The sequence below is a fragment of the Duganella sp. OV510 genome (assembly GCF_900100205.1).
In the GTDB taxonomy this organism is placed as follows: Bacteria; Pseudomonadota; Gammaproteobacteria; order Burkholderiales; family Burkholderiaceae_D; genus Rugamonas.
Window position 1 is genome coordinate 727,226 of record NZ_FNEQ01000001.1, and the last position, 15,438, is coordinate 742,663.

Below are 15,438 nucleotides of genomic sequence, written 5' to 3' on the forward strand. Positions count from 1 at the left end.
CTCGGCTGCTCGGCTGCTCGGCTGCTCGGCTGCTCGGCTGCTCGGCTGCTCGGCTGCTCGGCTGCTCGGCGGCGCCCAATCTCGGCGCCGGCCGGGCACCTGTCAATTCTTGCCAGGCTTGAATTTCATCAGCTTCATTGCCGGCGCCAGACCTTTGGCTGCTTTGGCGTAGCCGTCCCACGGCGCGTTGCCCACATCAAGGCGTGTGTGGACGTTGGTGACGTTCCACTGGTCCGCGCTCTGCAAGCCATCCAGCTCGTCCCAGGTAATCGGCACCGAAATGCCAAGGCCGGGCCGCGTGCGTGCCGACCAGGCGCATACCGTGGTCGCACCCCGCCCGTTGCGCAGATAGTCGATAAATATCTTGCCAACGCGGTTGCTCGGGCCGCTCTTCACCACAAAGCGGTCTGGGATGGCTTCCGCCATGTGCGCGACAATCGCCTGCGAGAAGGCCTTGACATCATCCCATCCATAGTTAGGCTTGATTGGCACCACAACGTGCAGTCCTTTGCCGCCGCTGGTCTTCAGGAAGGCCGGCAGTTCCAGCTCGGTGAGGAATGCGCGCATCAGTTGCGCCGCCTCCTTGATCTGATCCCAGGTCACGTTCTTGCCGGGATCGAGATCGAAGATCATGCGGTTGGGCTTTTCATAACTGGTGGCGACGGCATTTTGCGTATGCAGTTCAATCACGTTCATTTGTGCGGCGGACAGCAGCCCTTCTTCGCTCGGCACCTCCAGCATCGGCGGATGATCCGGGTCCAGTGACTGCTTGAGTTGTTTGACGCCCGGCATGCGCGACACCTCGGCATGCTTCTGGAAGAACAGCTCACCGCCGACGCCTTCCGGCGCGCGCACCAGCGATACCGGCCGTCCTTTCAGGTGTGGAATCATCAATGACGACACCAGCGCGTAGTAGCGTATCAGCGTGATCTTGGTGGCGCCGCTTTGCTTGTCGATGACGCGGTCGGGATTGGTGACTTTCAGCGACTTGGGCAGCTTGCCCTCGATGGTGGTCTGCATGTCTGGTTTCTCCTTGACGTGTTGCGGCGTCTCGCGGGTGATGCTGGCTGCCCGCTTGTCCTTGCGCAGTCCCTGGAAGACCGAATGGCGGATCGAACCTGAGTGCGTCCATTCGCCGAAACTGACTTCCGCCACCAGCGTTGGCTTGAGCCAGTGTGCTTTCTTGTCGATGTCGCGGCTGGGCGCGAACGGGCTTTTATCGGCGTGGAGCTTTTCCATCTTCGCCTTCAGGTCTTGCAGCGAGGTGGCGTTGAAGCCGCTGCCGACATTGCCGGCGTATTGCAGCTTGCCCTCTGCATCGTAAGTACCTAGCAGCAGCGAGCCGAAGCCAGTGCGGGAGCCTTGCGGATCGGTGTAGCCGCCGATGACAAATTCCTGACGTTGGCCGCATTTCAGCTTGATCCAGGTACCAGCACGGCGTGCGGTGTAGCGCGAATCCTTGCGCTTGCCGATGATGCCTTCAAGGCCCATCTGGCAGGCGGCGGCAATCATGTCCTGCGGCGGCGCATTGAGTGCGGTGCTGAAACGGACGTTCCCGGATTCGCGTTTGACCATGATCTCCTGCAGGACGGCGCGTCGCTCTTCCAGCGGCAGATCACGCAGGTCATGGCCCTTGTGGAAGGCAATATCGAACAGGAAGTAGACGATGTCGCCTGGTGCGTTTTCGTCGAAAGCGTTTTGCAGCAAGCCGAAATCGGGGCGGCCATTTTCATCGTGGACGACGATTTCGCCGTCATACCAGCCAGGCGGGAATTTCAGCTTGGCGAGCTGGTTGCGCAGCGGTTGCAGCTTATGGGTCCAGTCGTTGCCGTTGCGGGTGATCAGGCGGATGTCCTTGCCGTCGATGCGCGCCAACAGACGGTAGCCGTCGAACTTGACCTCGAACAGCCAGTCCTCCGCCATTGCCGGCGGGCCGTCGACCAGCGTGGCCAGTTGCGGCGACAGCGTTTCCGGCATCTCAGCCTTGGGCGCCTTCGCGACATCTTTCGCCACCGCGCGCGCGGCAGCCGCAGGGCTGGCGGCAGCAGGCGCGGTCGTGGCAGGCATCGGCAGCGCTTTCACGCTGTCCGGCATTTCGTCGACCACGCTGAACTCATCGGCCGGCCGGGCGTATTCATCGTTCTCCTTGATCAGCAGCCAGGGTTCCTGCTTTTCACCCTTGCCGCGCATGCGCACCAGCACCCAGCGGCCATGCATCTTGTGGCCGTGGATTTCGAATTTCAGATTACCAGCCTTGAGCGCCTTGCGCGGATCGTCGAGCGGATGCCAGGTGCCCTTGTCCCAGATGATCACCTTGCCGGCGCCGTACTGCTTGGGCGGTATCGTACCTTCAAAGTCGTTATAGGAAATGGGATGGTCTTCGACGTGCACCGCCATGCGCTTGTCGTGCGTATCGTAGCTGGGGCCCTTGGGTACGGCCCAGCTCATCATCACGCCGTCCAGCTCCAGGCGGAAGTCGTAATGCAGCCGGGTAGCCCAGTGCTTCTGGATGACAAACGTCAGCGCCTCCCTGCCCTCTTCGCCGCCTTCGGCGGGTTCGGGCGTGATGGCGAAATTACGTTTGGCCTTGTAGGTCTTGAGCGAGTCTTTCATCCCTTCAGACTATGCCCGTCGTCGCGCGAGAACCGTGCGTTGGCGAACATGTAAGCGATTGTAAAGGCCGTCAACGCAACGTTTTGGCGTCGCGTTTTTTGCTCAGAGACGCGGGAATTGTCCCGGGCCCGAAACCTTCAAAGGATTGAATCATGACTAAAGTAATCGCTACCCTGATCGCCGGCCTGTTCGCAACCGCTGCATTCGCACAGACGCCAGCTCCCGCCACCACCAAAGCCGAAGCAAAAGAAGCCAAAACCGCTGCCAAGGCAGAAGCCAAGGAAACCAAGGCTGAGATCAAGGCGGAAGCCAAGACCGCCAAGGTAGAAGCCGACGCCAAGAAAGACGTCGCCGTTGCCAAGGCTGAAGAGAAAGCCGACAAGGCTGATGCACACGCCAAAGCCGCCAAGACCAAAACCAAGGCACACGCCAAGGCCGAAAAAGCAGAAACCACTCCTGCCCCAGTCGCATCCAAATAAGTCACCCGTCGGTCCGGCGAAAGCCGGAGTGACAAAAAAAAGCGGACCTCGCGGTCCGCTTTTCTGCGTTAGGTTTTTACCTTACATAAGCATCACTGCTGCGCAACCACCGGCGCTGCGCCTGCGGCATCCCAGCCGCCGCCCAGTGCACGGATCAGCGCCACGGTGGTGACCGCGCGATTGCCACGCAGTTGCACCGCGTTGCGTTCCACGGTCGCCAGATTGCGCTGCGCGTCCAGCAGGTCGAGGTAGCTCGAACGGCCGGCCGTGTACAGTTTCTGCGCCAGGTCAGCCGAGCGGCGTGCGGACACTACCGCATCTTCAATCTGCACCGTCTGGCCAGCCAGAATACGCAGGCCCGCCAGATTGTCTTCCACTTCCGCAAACGCCGTCAGCACGCTTTGACGATACGTACCCACCGATTCCTCCAGCGCTGCTTCGCTGCGCGTGATGTTGGCACGGTTACGGCCACCATCGATCACCGGCAGCGACAAGGCAGCGCCCAGCAGCCACGAGCGGCTGCTCCACTTGAAGACGTCAGCCACCGTGCCACCCGACACACCGCCCGCATTCGCGTTCAGCATCAGCGACGGGAACATCGCCGAACGCGCCACGCCGATACGGGCGTTGGCGGCTTCCATCGCGCGCTGTGCGGCGGCGATGTCAGGACGACGCTCCAGCAGCGACGATGGCAGACCGGCTGGAATCGCCGGCATCAGCGTGCCATCCAGCAGCGGGCTGTTGCCAGCGGTGTAGCTGGCAGCCGGCTTGCCCAGCAGGACAGCCAGCGCATGCTCGGTGGTCACACGCTGACGCTGCAGGCCGATGGCTTCAGCGCGGGCGGTTGCCAGTTCAGTCTTGGCGCGCGACAGATCGAATTCGCCGATGTCGCCCAGGTCGAAACGACGCTGGTTGACCTTGACGTTCTCTTCGCGGGTCTGCACCGTGCGGTTCAGCGTTTCCAGCTCGGCGTCAGTGGCACGCAGACGGAAATAAGTCTGCGCCACGTCAGCCTGCACGGCCAGCAGCACCGAGCGGTAATTCGCTTCCACCGATGCGGCGTCGCCACGCGCTGCCGCCACATTCGACGATACGCGGCCGAACAGGTCCACCTCGTAGCTTGCCGTCAGATTGGCGCTAAACACCTTGGCCGGATCGACCGGCGTACCGGCCGGCAGGCCGGCTTCGACCGGCGACTGGCGCAGGCGCTGCGCGCCAGCGTTGAGGCCAACTTGCGGAATGCGGTCCGCCTCGGCGATGCCGGCAATGGCGCGCGCCTGCTTGACGCGGGCCGCAGCCACCGCCAGGTTGGCGTTGGCGCGCGTGGCTTCGTTGACCAGTTCATTCAGCGCCGGATCATTGAAAGCCAGCCACCACTCGCCGCGCGGCTGCGCTTCGGCGGCTTGCGCCGCTTTCCACGTGCTGCCATCGGCGGCGGTCTTCACCTGTGCGTCAGGAAGCTGAGACTCCTTGAACGCGGTCGGCACGTCCATCGCAGGTTGCTTGAACTCCGGCGCTGCGCATGCGGTCATCAGCAGCGCCGCCAGGATGGGCGCTACGCCCTTGGCGATCATATGCAGCTTGTTCATCAGTGATTTCCTTCCAGTTTTACCGCAGCGGCGTCACCATCCACGGCAGGTTTTTTCTTCTCCAGCTTGACCGCCAGCTTGCGCAGCAGGACGTAGAACACCGGCGTCAGGAACAGGCCGAAGAAGGTCACGCCCAGCATGCCGGCAAACACCGCCACACCCATCGCATGACGCATTTCCGAACCGGCGCCGTGCGAGAACACCAGAGGCAGCACGCCCATGATGAATGCGATCGAGGTCATCAGGATCGGACGCAGACGCAGGCGGCAGGCTTCCAGCGCGGCTTCGACGATGGTGCGGCCATGGTGCTCCAGCTCCCGTGCAAACTCCACGATCAGAATCGCATTCTTCGACGCCAGCCCCACCAGCACGAACAGCGCAATCTGGGTGAAGACGTTGTTATCGCCGTGGGTCAGTTTCACACCCACCAGTGCGCAGAAGATCGACATCGGCACGATCAGGATCACCGCCAGCGGCAGGGTCCAGCTTTCGTATTGCGCAGCCAGCACCAGGAACACCAGCAGCACGCACAGCGGGAACACGTAGATCATGGTGTTACCCGACAGGATGTCCTGGTAAACCAGTTCGGTCCATTCGTAGCCAATCCCCTTCGGCAGCACTTCGTTGACGATCTTGGTCATTTCAGCCTGCGCTTCACCGGTCGAAACACCAGGTGCGGCGCCGCCGTTGATTTCAGCTGCCACGTAAGCGTTGTAGCGCTGTACGCGATCCGGGCCATAGCTATCCTTGACGCGCATCAGCGACGACAGCGGAATCATTTCGCCCTTGTTGTTGCGGACTTTCAGCTGGGCGATATCTTCAGCGTGCGAACGGAACTGCTTGTCAGCCTGGACGCGCACCTGATAGGTACGGCCGAACTGATTAAAGTCATTCACGTACAGCGAACCCAGATTGATCTGCAAGGTCTGGTAAATCGTTTGCAGTGGCACGCCCAGTTGCTTGGCTTTCTGGCGATCGATGTCAGCGAACAGCTGCGGCACATTGATCTGGTAGCTGGAGAACACGCCAGCCAGTTTCGGATTCTGCCAGGCCTTCATCTGCACCGCTTGCACGGCTTTGTACAGCTCATCGTAGCCAAGGTTGTCGCGGTCTTCGATCATCAGCTTGAAGCCGCCGGTCGTACCCAGGCCGCTCACCGGTGGTGGCGACAGCACCAGCACGAAGGCGCCTTCGATTGCACCCATGCGCTTGTTCATTTCAGCGGCAATCGCTTCCGCCGTCTCGCCCGATTTGCGCTCACCGAACGGTTTCAGACCGAGGAACACGATACCGGCGTTAGGCGCGTTGGTGAAGCCGTTGATCGACAGGCCAGGGAACGAGATCGAGTTGTCGACGCCAGGAATGTCGGTGGCAATTTCCGACATCTTGCGGATCACGGCATCGGTGCGGTCCAGCGAGGCTGCATCAGGCAGCTGGGCGAAGCCGATCAGGTAGCCCTTGTCCTGCGGTGGCACGAAGCCCGGCGGCACGATCTTGAACATGAAGCCTGCTGCGACAGCCAGCAGTGCGTAGACGATCAGCGAACCTCCTTTGCGTTTCAGTGCAGCCTTGACACCACTTTCGTAGCCATGCGAGGCACGGTTGAAGAAGCGGTTAAACCAGCGGAAGAAGCGGCCGAAGACTTTGTCCATGCCACGGGTCAGCGCATCTTTCGGTGCATCGTGTGGTTTCAGCAGCACGGCCGACAGCGCAGGTGCCAGCGTCAGCGAGCTGAATGCCGAGATCACGGTCGAAATCGCGATGGTCAGGGCGAACTGCTTGTAGAACTGGCCCGACAGACCGGAGACGAAAGCGATCGGCACAAACACCGCGCACAGCACCAGTGCAATCGCGATAATCGGACCACTCACCTCTTTCATCGCCTGGATGGTCGCGTCATGCGGCGACAAGCCGTTTTCGATATTTCGCTCGACGTTCTCCACCACCACGATCGCATCATCGACCACGATACCAATCGCCAGCACCAGGCCAAACAGCGACAAGGTGTTGATCGAGAAGCCGAAGCCCAGCATCACGGCAAACGTACCGACCACCGATACCGGCACGGCCAGCAGCGGAATCAGCGACGCGCGCCAGGTTTGCAGGAAGATGATCACCACCAGTGCCACCAGAATGATCGCTTCGACCAGGGTGTGGATCACGGCGTCAATCGACTCCCGCACGAATTGGGTCGGGTCGTATACAACACTGTATTCGACGCCTTCCGGGAAATCTTTCGACAGGCGGGCCATGGTGGCACGCACGTCAGCCGACAGTTGCAGCGCGTTGGCGTTAGGCGCTTCGAAAATAGGAATCGCCACCGCCGATTTGTTGTTCAGCAGCGAACGCAGCGCATACGAGTTGCCGCCCATTTCAAGCCGCGCCACATCCTTCAGCAAAGTGACCGCGCCATCGGCGTTGGTCTTCAGGATGATGTTGCCGAATTCCTCAGGCGTCTGCAGACGGCCCTGGGTATTCACGGTCAGCTGGAAGTCCGCGCCTTCGGCAGGACCCTGGCCGATCACACCGGCGGCAACCTGCACGTTTTGCTCGCGCACCGCGTCCACGACGTCGCCGGCGGTCAGGCCGCGCTGCGCTACTTTCTGTGGATCGAGCCAGACACGCATGGCGTAGTCGCCGGAACCGAACAGCTGCACCTCGCCCATGCCAGGCAGGCGCGCCAGCTGGTCCTTGACGTTCAACACCGCGTAGTTACGCAGATACAGGTCGTCGTAACGGCCGTTCGGCGAATTCAGGTGGACCACCATGGTCAGATTCGGCGACGACTTCACGGTCGTCACACCGATCTGGCGCACTTCTTCCGGCAGGCGTGGCAGCGCGCGTTGAACGCGGTTCTGCACCTGGGTTTCAGCTTGCTCGACGTTGGTGCCGATCTTGAAGGTCACGGTCAGCGCCATCGCGCCGTCCGAGGTATTTTGCGAGGACATGTACAGCATGTTCTCGACGCCGTTGATCTGCTCCTCCAGCGGCGCAGCCACGGTTTCAGCGATGATCTTCGGATTCGCGCCCGGATACTGTGCGCGCACCACGATCGATGGCGGCACCACATCCGGATACTCCGAGATCGGCAGCTTGAAGATCGATATCAAGCCGGCGACGAAGATAACAATCGACAGTACCGCCGCAAAAATCGGCTTGTCGACAAAAAATCGAGAGATATTCATTTTTAATTATTCCTTGGTAGTGCCCGTTTTCTTATCGGCGGCAGCTATTTTTTGTTCCTTTTTCGCCGCCATTTCTGCGGCCAGCGGGTCGGCGTCCATCGGCACGATGTTCGGCGTGATCGGTGCGCCCGGTTTCACGCGCTGCAGGCCGTTGACGACGATTTTCTCGCCCGGTTTCAAGCCATCACGCACGATGCGCAGGCCGTCAACTTGCTGGCCCAGCGTGACCGGACGGTACTCGGCCTTGTTGTCCTTGCCAACCACGAACACGAACTTGCGGTTCTGGTCGGTGTTGACAGCGCGGTCATTGATCAGCAGCGTCGACTTGGCGCCGGTGCTGCCGGCCAGTTGCACGCGGGCGAACAGGCCTGGCACCAGGATGCCATCGGTGTTGGCCAGGATGGCGCGCATGCGTACCGAACCGCTGCGTGGATCGAGCTGGTTGTCGACGAATTCCAGCTTGCCTTCATGCGGGAAGCCGGTTTCGTTGGCCAGGCCGATTTTTACCACCGCCGGTTTGCCCTGGTGGGCGGCGGCGCCAACGCGCAGATAGGTGTCTTCGTCACCGTCGAACGAGGCGTAGATCTGGTCCAGCGACACCACCGAAGTCAGCACCGCAGTCTGGTCGACCAGGTTGCCCAGGGTGATTTCCGCTTTCGAAACGCGGCCGTTGATCGGCGAGGTGACTTGCGTGTAGCTCAGGTTCAGTTTGGCGTTTTCGTACTGCGCCTGAGCGGCGCGGGCGTCGGCGTCCAGCTGCTTGTAGCCCGATGCCGAGGCGTCGTATTCGCGCTGGGCGATGGCTTTGTCGGCCAGCAGTTTTTCAGCGCGGGTCAGTTCGACCTTGGCCAGATCGGCCTTGGCGCGCGCCGAGTTGGCGGCGGCTTCGGCGCGGCTGGCTTCCGCCTGGAACGGACGTTGGTCGATGACGAACAGCACATCGCCCTTTTTCACCTGCGAACCAGGCTTGAAGTTGATGGCGGTGATGAAGCCGCTGACGCGCGGACGGATCTGCACCTGGTCGATCGCTTCCAGGCGGCCCGAGAATTCCTGCGTCTCGGTGATGGTTTTCTCGACCACGGCAGCAGCCGATACCGGTGGACCGCCCGCAGCCGGCGCTTCAGCAGCTTTGCTATTCGCTTCGCCGCAACCGGAAAGGGTGAATGCGGCCAGTCCCGCCAGTGCCATAGCAGCGGCCAGCGGCCGCGCTACAGCAGTCATTGATTTAATGGTTTTCATTTTAATTCCTTTTTGTATGAAAATAATTAATGGAAAAGGCGGCACCGGGCGGTCTCAACGAAAATCGAGAAAACACGGTACTAGCGCCCCGCCGGCAAGCCGGTGGGGACGTGACTCTTACTGCTTAGGGATAGGGGAATCCTATGCGGCTGGCGGTGTCTCGGACCGTTCCAGTCCAGCGATGAAGCTGGCGATTTCTCCCAGCGCCTGACATCGGCAAGCGCATTCGTTGCGTGCCCCCGCATCGTTCAGGGGCGCCGGCTGCATGCGCCGGACAGTGGTTTTAACGCCGCAGGAAATCAGCTTGGCGCCGTATTGTTCCGCCTCGTCGCGCAGCGGATCGTCTTCGGTCGACAGGATCAGCGCTGGCGGCAGGTTTTTCAAACGGCTCGATTGCAACGGCGATGCATACGGATGGGTACGGTCAGCGGCATTGGGCAGGTAGCCGCGATACGCCTGGGCGCATTGATCGGCAACTTCCAGCAGCTCGGCGCATTGCATTTCGCGCATCGAGCAGGTGGTCAGGCCCGGGTCCAGCATCGGCATCACCAGCACCTGGCCGGTCAGTGCCGGGCCGCCGCGGTCGCGCGACATCAGCGCGCAGACGGCTGCAAGGTTGGCGCCCGCTTCGATGCCTGCCACCAGCAGTTGCTTGCCGGTCCAGCCCAGCTTGGCTTTGTTTTTCTTGGCCCACACCAGTACCGCGTGTGCATCTTCTACCGCTGCCGGGAATGGCTTTTCGGTGGCCAGCGTGTACGCCGAGGCGAGTACCGCGACGTGCTGGCTATCGTCCGCCAGGTGACGCAAGAACATGTCCGCATCTTCCAGGTCACCACCGACAAAGCCGCCGGCGTGGAAGAAGACCAGCAGCATGTCGCGCTTGGCGCCGGCATCGCCGCTGGTATAGAGGCGGGCTGCCAGCGGACCTTCCGCGCCCTTGACTTCCAGGCTGCGGATTTTGAGCTGGTCCGATAAAACTGGCAGGGCCTCTACTGGCTTGTTCATTGTTGCACCGTTCCCGATTCGTTGGAGGACAACATGTTAGCAGGATCGCAGGCGAAATCGCCGCTAGCCACCAGCGTCAGTGCGCGAACGCCGGTCACCTCCGCCCTGGCGGTGTGCGCATAGGCGTCGGTATAGACCACGCCTGCCAGTGCAACCGACGTCAATGCCAGCGCTATCGTTGCGAAAATTGCATCCCGATATTTCATGATATGTCCTCCTTTCTTTCTCTTTTACTTTGTGCAGTACAGCAATCTTAAACTTGATCTACAATCTGATAAATAAGGCAAAGTCGAATTGATTGTTCAGAATCCTGAACAATGGGACCAAAGATGAATAAACTTCAAGCGATGGAAGTGTTTGTGCAGGTGGTGGACGCCGGTGGCTTCACCCGCGCTGCGGAGAACATGAAACTACCTAAAGCCACGGTGTCCACGCTGATCCAGGCGCTGGAAACCTCGCTGGCGGTGAAACTGCTGCACCGGACCACGCGCCACGTCAGCGTCACCGCCGACGGCGCGGCATACTATGAGCGCTGCCTGCGCATCCTGTCGGACGTGCGCGAGGCCGAGGAATCGCTGTCGCGCACGCGCCTCAGCCCGTCCGGACGGCTGCGGGTGGATGCGCCGACCGGCCTGGCGAGCGAGGTGATCGTGCCGGCGCTGCCCGATTTCTTCCAGCGTTATCCGGACATCCAGCTGGAACTGGGCTGCAGCGACCGGCCGGTGGATCTGGTCGAGGAAGGCGTCGACTGCGCCGTGCGTGGCGGTACGCTGGGCGATTCCAGCCTGATCGCGCGCCGGGTCGGCATTCTGCACTTTACCACTGGCGCCTCGCCGGCTTATCTGGCGCGCTATGGCCGGCCGGCGCATCCAAATGATCTGCTGCGCCACCGCTGCGTCAATTACTTCTCCGCGCGTACCGGTAAAATCTTCGACTGGGATTTTACGCGGGACGGTGAGCGGGTACAGGTCGCCCTGCCCGGCCACATCGCGCTGAACGACAGCAATGCTTATATTGCGGCCGGCGCCGCCGGGCTGGGCATCGTGCAGATGGCCACCTTCATGATGGAGCCGATGATTAACGATGGCCGTTTTGAAATGATACTGGGCGACTGGGTCAGCGACCCCTTGCCTGTCCACGTGGTGTACCCGCAAAACCGCCACCTGTCGGCCAAGGTGCGCGTGTTTGTCGAATGGGTCGCCGAACTGTTTTCCAACCATCCGGGCATGCGCCTGCCGAAAACGCCGGCGCGCGCCCCATCTTTTGAGGTTGCCATATGAACCAAGCACATCGCATCGTCTTCCTCGATCGCGACAGCGTGATCGCCACTGTCCGCAAGCCATCGTTTGCGCATGAGTGGACCGAGTATGAGGCCACCCGCGCCGGCGAGGCTGTGCAGCGCCTGCGCGATGCGCGCGCCACCATCGCCATCACCAACAAGGTGCCGCTGTCGGCGGACGACCTGGCGCAGCTGCCGGACCTGAAGCTGATCGCGGTGGCGGCCACCGGCGCCAACATCATCGACCTGGCGGCAGCAAAGCAGCGCGGCATCGTGGTGACCAATATCCGCAACTACGCGGTGCACACGCTGCCGGAACATACGTTCGCACTGATCCTGGCGCTGCGCCGCCAGCTGGTCGCCTACCGCGAGGATATCGAGGCCGGCCTGTGGCAGAAGTCGGAGCGCTTCTGCCTGTTCGGCCATCCGATTGCCGACCTGGCGGGCAGCCGCCTCGGGCTGTTCGGCTACGGCGCGCTGGGCAAGGCCACGGCGCAGATCGCACGCGCCTTCGGCATGGAAGTCATCGTGTACAACCGTTCGCCGCTGCCGGATGCGGCGGCCGATGGCGTGCGTGAAGCGGGTTTCGATGAAGTGCTGGAGACGTCGGACGTCATCAGCCTGCACCTGCCGCTGACCGAGCAGACCCGCAACATGATCAGCGCCAAGGAATTGATACGCATGCGGCGCAACGCGCTGCTGATTAACACCGCGCGTGGCGGCCTGGTGGACGAAGTGGCGCTGGCCGACGCCTTGCGCAGCGGCCTGATCGCCGGCGCCGGTTTTGATGTGCTGGTGACGGAGCCGCCACCCGCCGACAATGTGCTGCTCAACCTGCGCCTGCCCAACTTTATCCTGACCCCGCACTCGGCATGGGCCAGCACGCAGGCAATGCAGACGCTGGTGGATCAGCTGATCGACAATATCGAAGCGTGGGCGGCGGGCGCGCCACGCAACGTGCTTACTTGACGTCCAGCAGTTCGACGTCGAAGATCAGCGTGGCGTTCGGCGGAATCGGGCCGACGCCGCGTTCGCCATAGCCCATGTGGGCCGGCACGATCAGCGTACGCTTGCCGCCGACTTTCATGCCCTGCACTCCCTCGTCCCAGCCTGGAATCACCTGACCGCCGCCGAGCGGGAAGCTGAATGGCTCACGGCCGATCGACGAATCGAACTGCGCGCCGTGCTGTTGCGGCGAATTCGGCTCGTACAGCCAGCCGGTGTAGTTGACCACGGCGGTCACGCCGGCAGTGGCTTCGGCGCCGGTGCCAACCTTGCTGTCGATTTTTTGCAATGCCTGAACTGCTGTGGCGGCGGCGCTGGCGGCTGGCGCTGCGGCCGGTGCGGCTTCAGGCGTCTTGGCGCGGTCGCAGGCGGCCAGGGACAAGGCCAGCGTCAGGCCGATGGCGCACGAGGAAAGCAGTTGTTTCATGTAATTCTTTCGTAGGGATGAGGGCCGCAGCTTACACGATATTGACCTCATCGACGCGCAAATGATGCTCGCTGTCGAATACCCATACGGTTTCATAGTCGACCTCAAACAGATGGCCATCCGGGTCCTTGAAGTAGCCGGCCACGCCCCAGTGCGTGCGGGTGGCCGGCTTGACGACGACACCGCCCGCCTCCGCCGCCTTGGCCAGGATGCGCGGCACATCTTCCACGCTGCGCGCCAGGTGGATCAGGGCGACGCCGGAAAAGCCGGAGCCGGCCGAACTTGGCGCCAGCGCATCGCTGGCGAAATCTTCACGATTGATCAAGCAGATGGCTTGGCGCCAGCGCGTTGACGGCGTCGAAAGTGAACCCCACAGGCTGGTCCAGCATCAAAGCTCCTCAGTGTGCGTGTACGTATAACTGAAAAATCGCATACTGCACGGCGAATTGCAACGCTGTACAGGAAAGCACCACGGTCAGCACCCAGTTGCGCAAGCCTTGATTCACGCGCTCCAGATCTTCTTTGGTAGCAAAGTGCGACAGGCGCTCTTCCAGGTAATCTCTGGTAACGTAGTTCGCGCGTATTTCCTCAACGATCTCCACCAGCGTTTCCATTTCATGCTCCAGCAATGCAACGCGCAATTCGATGCTCTGATCATTCGCCACGATAGCCTCCGAGTCAAGCAGCCAGCCTAACGTGCGTGGATGAGGCCGAGCTTGAGCCAGCGCAAGGCAAAAAGCAAAAGGGCCTGAAGATTTCTCTTCAGGCCCTTCGGCTTACAGATGGTGCGGCTGGCAGGAATCGAACCCACGACCCCTTGGTTCGTAGCCAAGTACTCTATCCAGCTGAGCTACAGCCGCGTAAAACGCTGATACAACTAATCTTCACTACTTTGCTGCAGCACCTCCCGGTGCTGACGCGATAATTCTGGTGCGGCTGGCAGGAATCGAACCCACGACCCCTTGGTTCGTAGCCAAGTACTCTATCCAGCTGAGCTACAGCCGCAAAAACAACATCATAACATCAGTTACTTTTTAGCACCAGCACCTTGCGGTGCTGGCACTGAAATTCTGGTGCGGCTGGCAGGAATCGAACCCACGACCCCTTGGTTCGTAGCCAAGTACTCTATCCAGCTGAGCTACAGCCGCAACGTGCTGGCATTATAAAGCATTAATTTCGTTTTGCAAAGTGTGACATTTACTGTCTTTTAATTGGCTTGGCACACGATATGCCGAATCAATTACTCTGGAAACTGCTTTACTGCAAGCCTTTCAAACAGCATGCCGCTTGAAAGAAGCAGCATTATAGGGACACTCCCCTTGCTTGTCCAGCACTGGCGTACGCGCTGGCAAACTACGTGCCAAACTCGGCCGCCGCTTTGGCCGACCACAATGCCTCATTATAGGAAGGATAGGGATCGCCATAACAATCAATATGGCCGTCGGCGCCGACAAACTTGATCCACCAGCCCTCCTTGTCAGACAGGATGGCGATATCGCCCTCACCACAATGGCCGGCAATCTGCTCATCCTGCTCCAGCACCACGATTTTCACCTTGCGATGTTTAATGACGTTGGCCATGTTCACTCCCTTCATTCCTGCCAGTGATTGCACACATTACAAATCTAAATTTGCATTCGTTTTCGCATTGCAGCATCATTTAGCTGTCTCCTCTATTCTCCTCCAAGGAAATAGATTTAGCCCGCTACGGTAGCGGGCTTTTTTTTTACCGTGTACGATGCACTCAGCTTTGCCTTTTCATAAGACAGTTAGAACAGAGATCACGCGCACCGAATGACTTTCCCTGCCGCCGTTACCCCGCCTGCTCCCGATTGGTCCACCACCGCACTGGGCGATTCGGCCAATTGGCCCGCCAGTCTGCGACTCAGTGTCGACATCCTGCTGAACTCGCCCCAGGCGATGCTGCTGATGTGGGGCCCCGAACAAATTATGGTCTATAACGACGCCTATGCGGCGCTGGCCGGGCTGCCTGGCGTGCGCGTCCCCGGCGGTAATGTGCCGTCGATGCAACCGGCCGCCTGGAGCTGGAACAGCGGCGCACTGGCGCCCGCGCGCGAAGGCCGCAGCGTCAGCTACCGAGGCGTCAACCTGCCGTTATGGCGCGATGGCCGCATCGAGCAGCAACGTCTGGACCTGTATTACACGCCAGTGGCCGGCGCCAGCGGTGTGGATGGCATCCTGTGTACATTGGCCATCGCCCGCCCCGCCCCGCTGGCCGACAGCAACCAGCCGCTGCGCCTGCTGGTGGTGGAAGATAATGCCGACGCCCGCTACCTGGTCTGCGAAACGCTGCGCGCGCTGGGCCACGAGGTCGAATCCGTCGCCAGCGGCGAGGAAGCGCTGCCGCTGCTGGACCAGCAGCGCTTTGACGTGCTGTTTACCGACGTCAGCCTGCCGGGCATGTCCGGCGTCGACCTGGCGCGCCTGGCGCTGCAGCAGAAGCCCCACCTGGCGCTGCTGTTCGCCTCGGGCTATGGCGACGAACTGACCAAACGACTGGAATTCCCCGCTCAAGCGTTGCAAAAACCCTACGATATTGAGCAGCTGCAAACGGTATTGGAACAAATAGCAGCCAAAGTGCGCGGCGGCTAACCCC

General features: G+C 61.0%; 14 protein-coding genes and 3 tRNA genes. 4 read left to right on the forward strand and 13 right to left on the reverse strand.

Annotated elements, in window-relative coordinates; genetic code table 11:
* Nucleotides 1-102: 102 nt before the first annotated feature.
* Nucleotides 103-2,613, reverse strand: coding sequence for a DNA ligase D (gene ligD / locus BLS51_RS03350; protein WP_090178303.1), 2,511 nt, complete (start codon nucleotides 2,611-2,613; stop codon nucleotides 103-105).
* A gap of 152 nt (nucleotides 2,614-2,765) precedes the next feature.
* Between ligD and BLS51_RS03355 the strand changes: the two genes are divergently transcribed.
* Entirely contained in the window at nucleotides 2,766-3,092 is a 327-nt protein-coding gene (locus BLS51_RS03355; RefSeq protein WP_090178299.1) for a hypothetical protein, read from the forward strand.
* A gap of 92 nt (nucleotides 3,093-3,184) precedes the next feature.
* On the opposite strand, the gene BLS51_RS03360 is transcribed toward BLS51_RS03355, so the two are convergent.
* The 5 genes from BLS51_RS03360 to BLS51_RS03380 form a co-directional block, all read right to left on the reverse strand.
* On the reverse strand, nucleotides 3,185-4,681 hold the full coding sequence (locus BLS51_RS03360; protein ID WP_090178296.1) for an efflux transporter outer membrane subunit: 1,497 nt from the start codon (nucleotides 4,679-4,681) through the stop codon (nucleotides 3,185-3,187).
* On the reverse strand, nucleotides 4,681-7,866 hold the full coding sequence (locus tag BLS51_RS03365; protein WP_090178293.1) for an efflux RND transporter permease subunit: 3,186 nt from the start codon (nucleotides 7,864-7,866) through the stop codon (nucleotides 4,681-4,683). The genes BLS51_RS03360 and BLS51_RS03365 overlap by 1 nt, the downstream gene beginning before the upstream one ends.
* Nucleotides 7,867-7,872: 6 nt before the next feature.
* Nucleotides 7,873-9,105: an efflux RND transporter periplasmic adaptor subunit gene (locus BLS51_RS03370; protein ID WP_090178290.1), complete on the reverse strand. Its 1,233-nt coding sequence runs from the start codon at nucleotides 9,103-9,105 to the stop codon at nucleotides 7,873-7,875.
* A 141-nt stretch (nucleotides 9,106-9,246) separates the two neighbouring features.
* Entirely contained in the window at nucleotides 9,247-10,110 is an 864-nt protein-coding gene (locus BLS51_RS03375; protein WP_090178288.1) for an alpha/beta hydrolase, read from the reverse strand.
* A complete protein-coding gene (locus tag BLS51_RS03380; RefSeq protein ID WP_090178281.1) occupies nucleotides 10,107-10,316 on the reverse strand; it encodes a hypothetical protein in 210 nt (69 codons plus the stop codon). Before BLS51_RS03380 ends, BLS51_RS03375 begins: the two co-directional genes overlap by 4 nt.
* A gap of 123 nt (nucleotides 10,317-10,439) precedes the next feature.
* Between BLS51_RS03380 and BLS51_RS03385 the strand changes: the two genes are divergently transcribed.
* Entirely contained in the window at nucleotides 10,440-11,390 is a 951-nt protein-coding gene (locus BLS51_RS03385) for a LysR family transcriptional regulator (protein ID WP_090178278.1), read from the forward strand.
* On the forward strand, nucleotides 11,387-12,358 hold the full coding sequence (locus BLS51_RS03390; RefSeq protein ID WP_090178274.1) for a D-2-hydroxyacid dehydrogenase: 972 nt from the start codon (nucleotides 11,387-11,389) through the stop codon (nucleotides 12,356-12,358). The genes BLS51_RS03385 and BLS51_RS03390 overlap by 4 nt, the downstream gene beginning before the upstream one ends.
* Here the strand turns inward: BLS51_RS03390 and BLS51_RS03395 are convergent.
* The 7 genes from BLS51_RS03395 to BLS51_RS03425 all read right to left on the reverse strand — a co-directional run bounded on the left by BLS51_RS03395 (nucleotide 12,351) and on the right by BLS51_RS03425 (nucleotide 14,402).
* Nucleotides 12,351-12,821, reverse strand: coding sequence for an FKBP-type peptidyl-prolyl cis-trans isomerase (locus tag BLS51_RS03395; RefSeq protein WP_090178271.1), 471 nt, complete (start codon nucleotides 12,819-12,821; stop codon nucleotides 12,351-12,353). The genes BLS51_RS03390 and BLS51_RS03395 overlap by 8 nt on opposite strands.
* Nucleotides 12,822-12,852: 31 nt before the next feature.
* Entirely contained in the window at nucleotides 12,853-13,146 is a 294-nt protein-coding gene (locus BLS51_RS03400; RefSeq protein ID WP_229207396.1) for a VOC family protein, read from the reverse strand.
* A 73-nt stretch (nucleotides 13,147-13,219) separates the two neighbouring features.
* Nucleotides 13,220-13,486 carry a hypothetical protein gene (locus tag BLS51_RS03405; RefSeq protein ID WP_090178262.1) on the reverse strand — a complete coding sequence of 89 codons (267 nt, stop codon included), beginning with the start codon at nucleotides 13,484-13,486 and terminating at the stop codon, nucleotides 13,220-13,222.
* Nucleotides 13,487-13,604: 118 nt separating this feature from the next.
* Nucleotides 13,605-13,681: transfer RNA gene (locus BLS51_RS03410), tRNA-Arg, on the reverse strand.
* A 68-nt stretch (nucleotides 13,682-13,749) separates the two neighbouring features.
* Nucleotides 13,750-13,826: transfer RNA gene (locus BLS51_RS03415), tRNA-Arg, on the reverse strand.
* 66 nt (nucleotides 13,827-13,892) lie between these two features.
* Nucleotides 13,893-13,969 (reverse strand) — tRNA-Arg (locus tag BLS51_RS03420).
* 205 nt (nucleotides 13,970-14,174) lie between these two features.
* On the reverse strand, nucleotides 14,175-14,402 hold the full coding sequence (locus tag BLS51_RS03425) for a hypothetical protein (protein ID WP_090180676.1): 228 nt from the start codon (nucleotides 14,400-14,402) through the stop codon (nucleotides 14,175-14,177).
* Nucleotides 14,403-14,615: 213 nt separating this feature from the next.
* Here BLS51_RS03425 and BLS51_RS03430 point away from each other — a divergent pair, with 213 nt between their 5' ends.
* Nucleotides 14,616-15,434, forward strand: a complete 819-nt coding sequence (locus BLS51_RS03430) for a response regulator (RefSeq protein WP_090178258.1) — start codon at nucleotides 14,616-14,618, stop codon at nucleotides 15,432-15,434.
* Nucleotides 15,435-15,438 lie beyond the last annotated feature (4 nt).

Bases quoted from the DNA above. Each gene is read 5' to 3' on its own strand.
- ligD (WP_090178303.1), bottom strand. From the start codon at position 2,613: ATGAAAGACTCGCTCAAGACCTACAAGGCCAAACGTAATTTCGCCATC.
- BLS51_RS03355 (WP_090178299.1), top strand. From the start codon at position 2,766: ATGACTAAAGTAATCGCTACCCTGATCGCCGGCCTGTTCGCAACCGCT.
- BLS51_RS03360 (WP_090178296.1), bottom strand. From the start codon at position 4,681: ATGAACAAGCTGCATATGATCGCCAAGGGCGTAGCGCCCATCCTGGCG.
- BLS51_RS03365 (WP_090178293.1), bottom strand. From the start codon at position 7,866: ATGAATATCTCTCGATTTTTTGTCGACAAGCCGATTTTTGCGGCGGTA.
- BLS51_RS03370 (WP_090178290.1), bottom strand. From the start codon at position 9,105: ATGAAAACCATTAAATCAATGACTGCTGTAGCGCGGCCGCTGGCCGCT.
- BLS51_RS03375 (WP_090178288.1), bottom strand. From the start codon at position 10,110: ATGAACAAGCCAGTAGAGGCCCTGCCAGTTTTATCGGACCAGCTCAAA.
- BLS51_RS03380 (WP_090178281.1), bottom strand. From the start codon at position 10,316: ATGAAATATCGGGATGCAATTTTCGCAACGATAGCGCTGGCATTGACG.
- BLS51_RS03385 (WP_090178278.1), top strand. From the start codon at position 10,440: ATGAATAAACTTCAAGCGATGGAAGTGTTTGTGCAGGTGGTGGACGCC.
- BLS51_RS03390 (WP_090178274.1), top strand. From the start codon at position 11,387: ATGAACCAAGCACATCGCATCGTCTTCCTCGATCGCGACAGCGTGATC.
- BLS51_RS03395 (WP_090178271.1), bottom strand. From the start codon at position 12,821: ATGAAACAACTGCTTTCCTCGTGCGCCATCGGCCTGACGCTGGCCTTG.
- BLS51_RS03425 (WP_090180676.1), bottom strand. From the start codon at position 14,402: ATGGCCAACGTCATTAAACATCGCAAGGTGAAAATCGTGGTGCTGGAG.
- BLS51_RS03430 (WP_090178258.1), top strand. From the start codon at position 14,616: ATGACTTTCCCTGCCGCCGTTACCCCGCCTGCTCCCGATTGGTCCACC.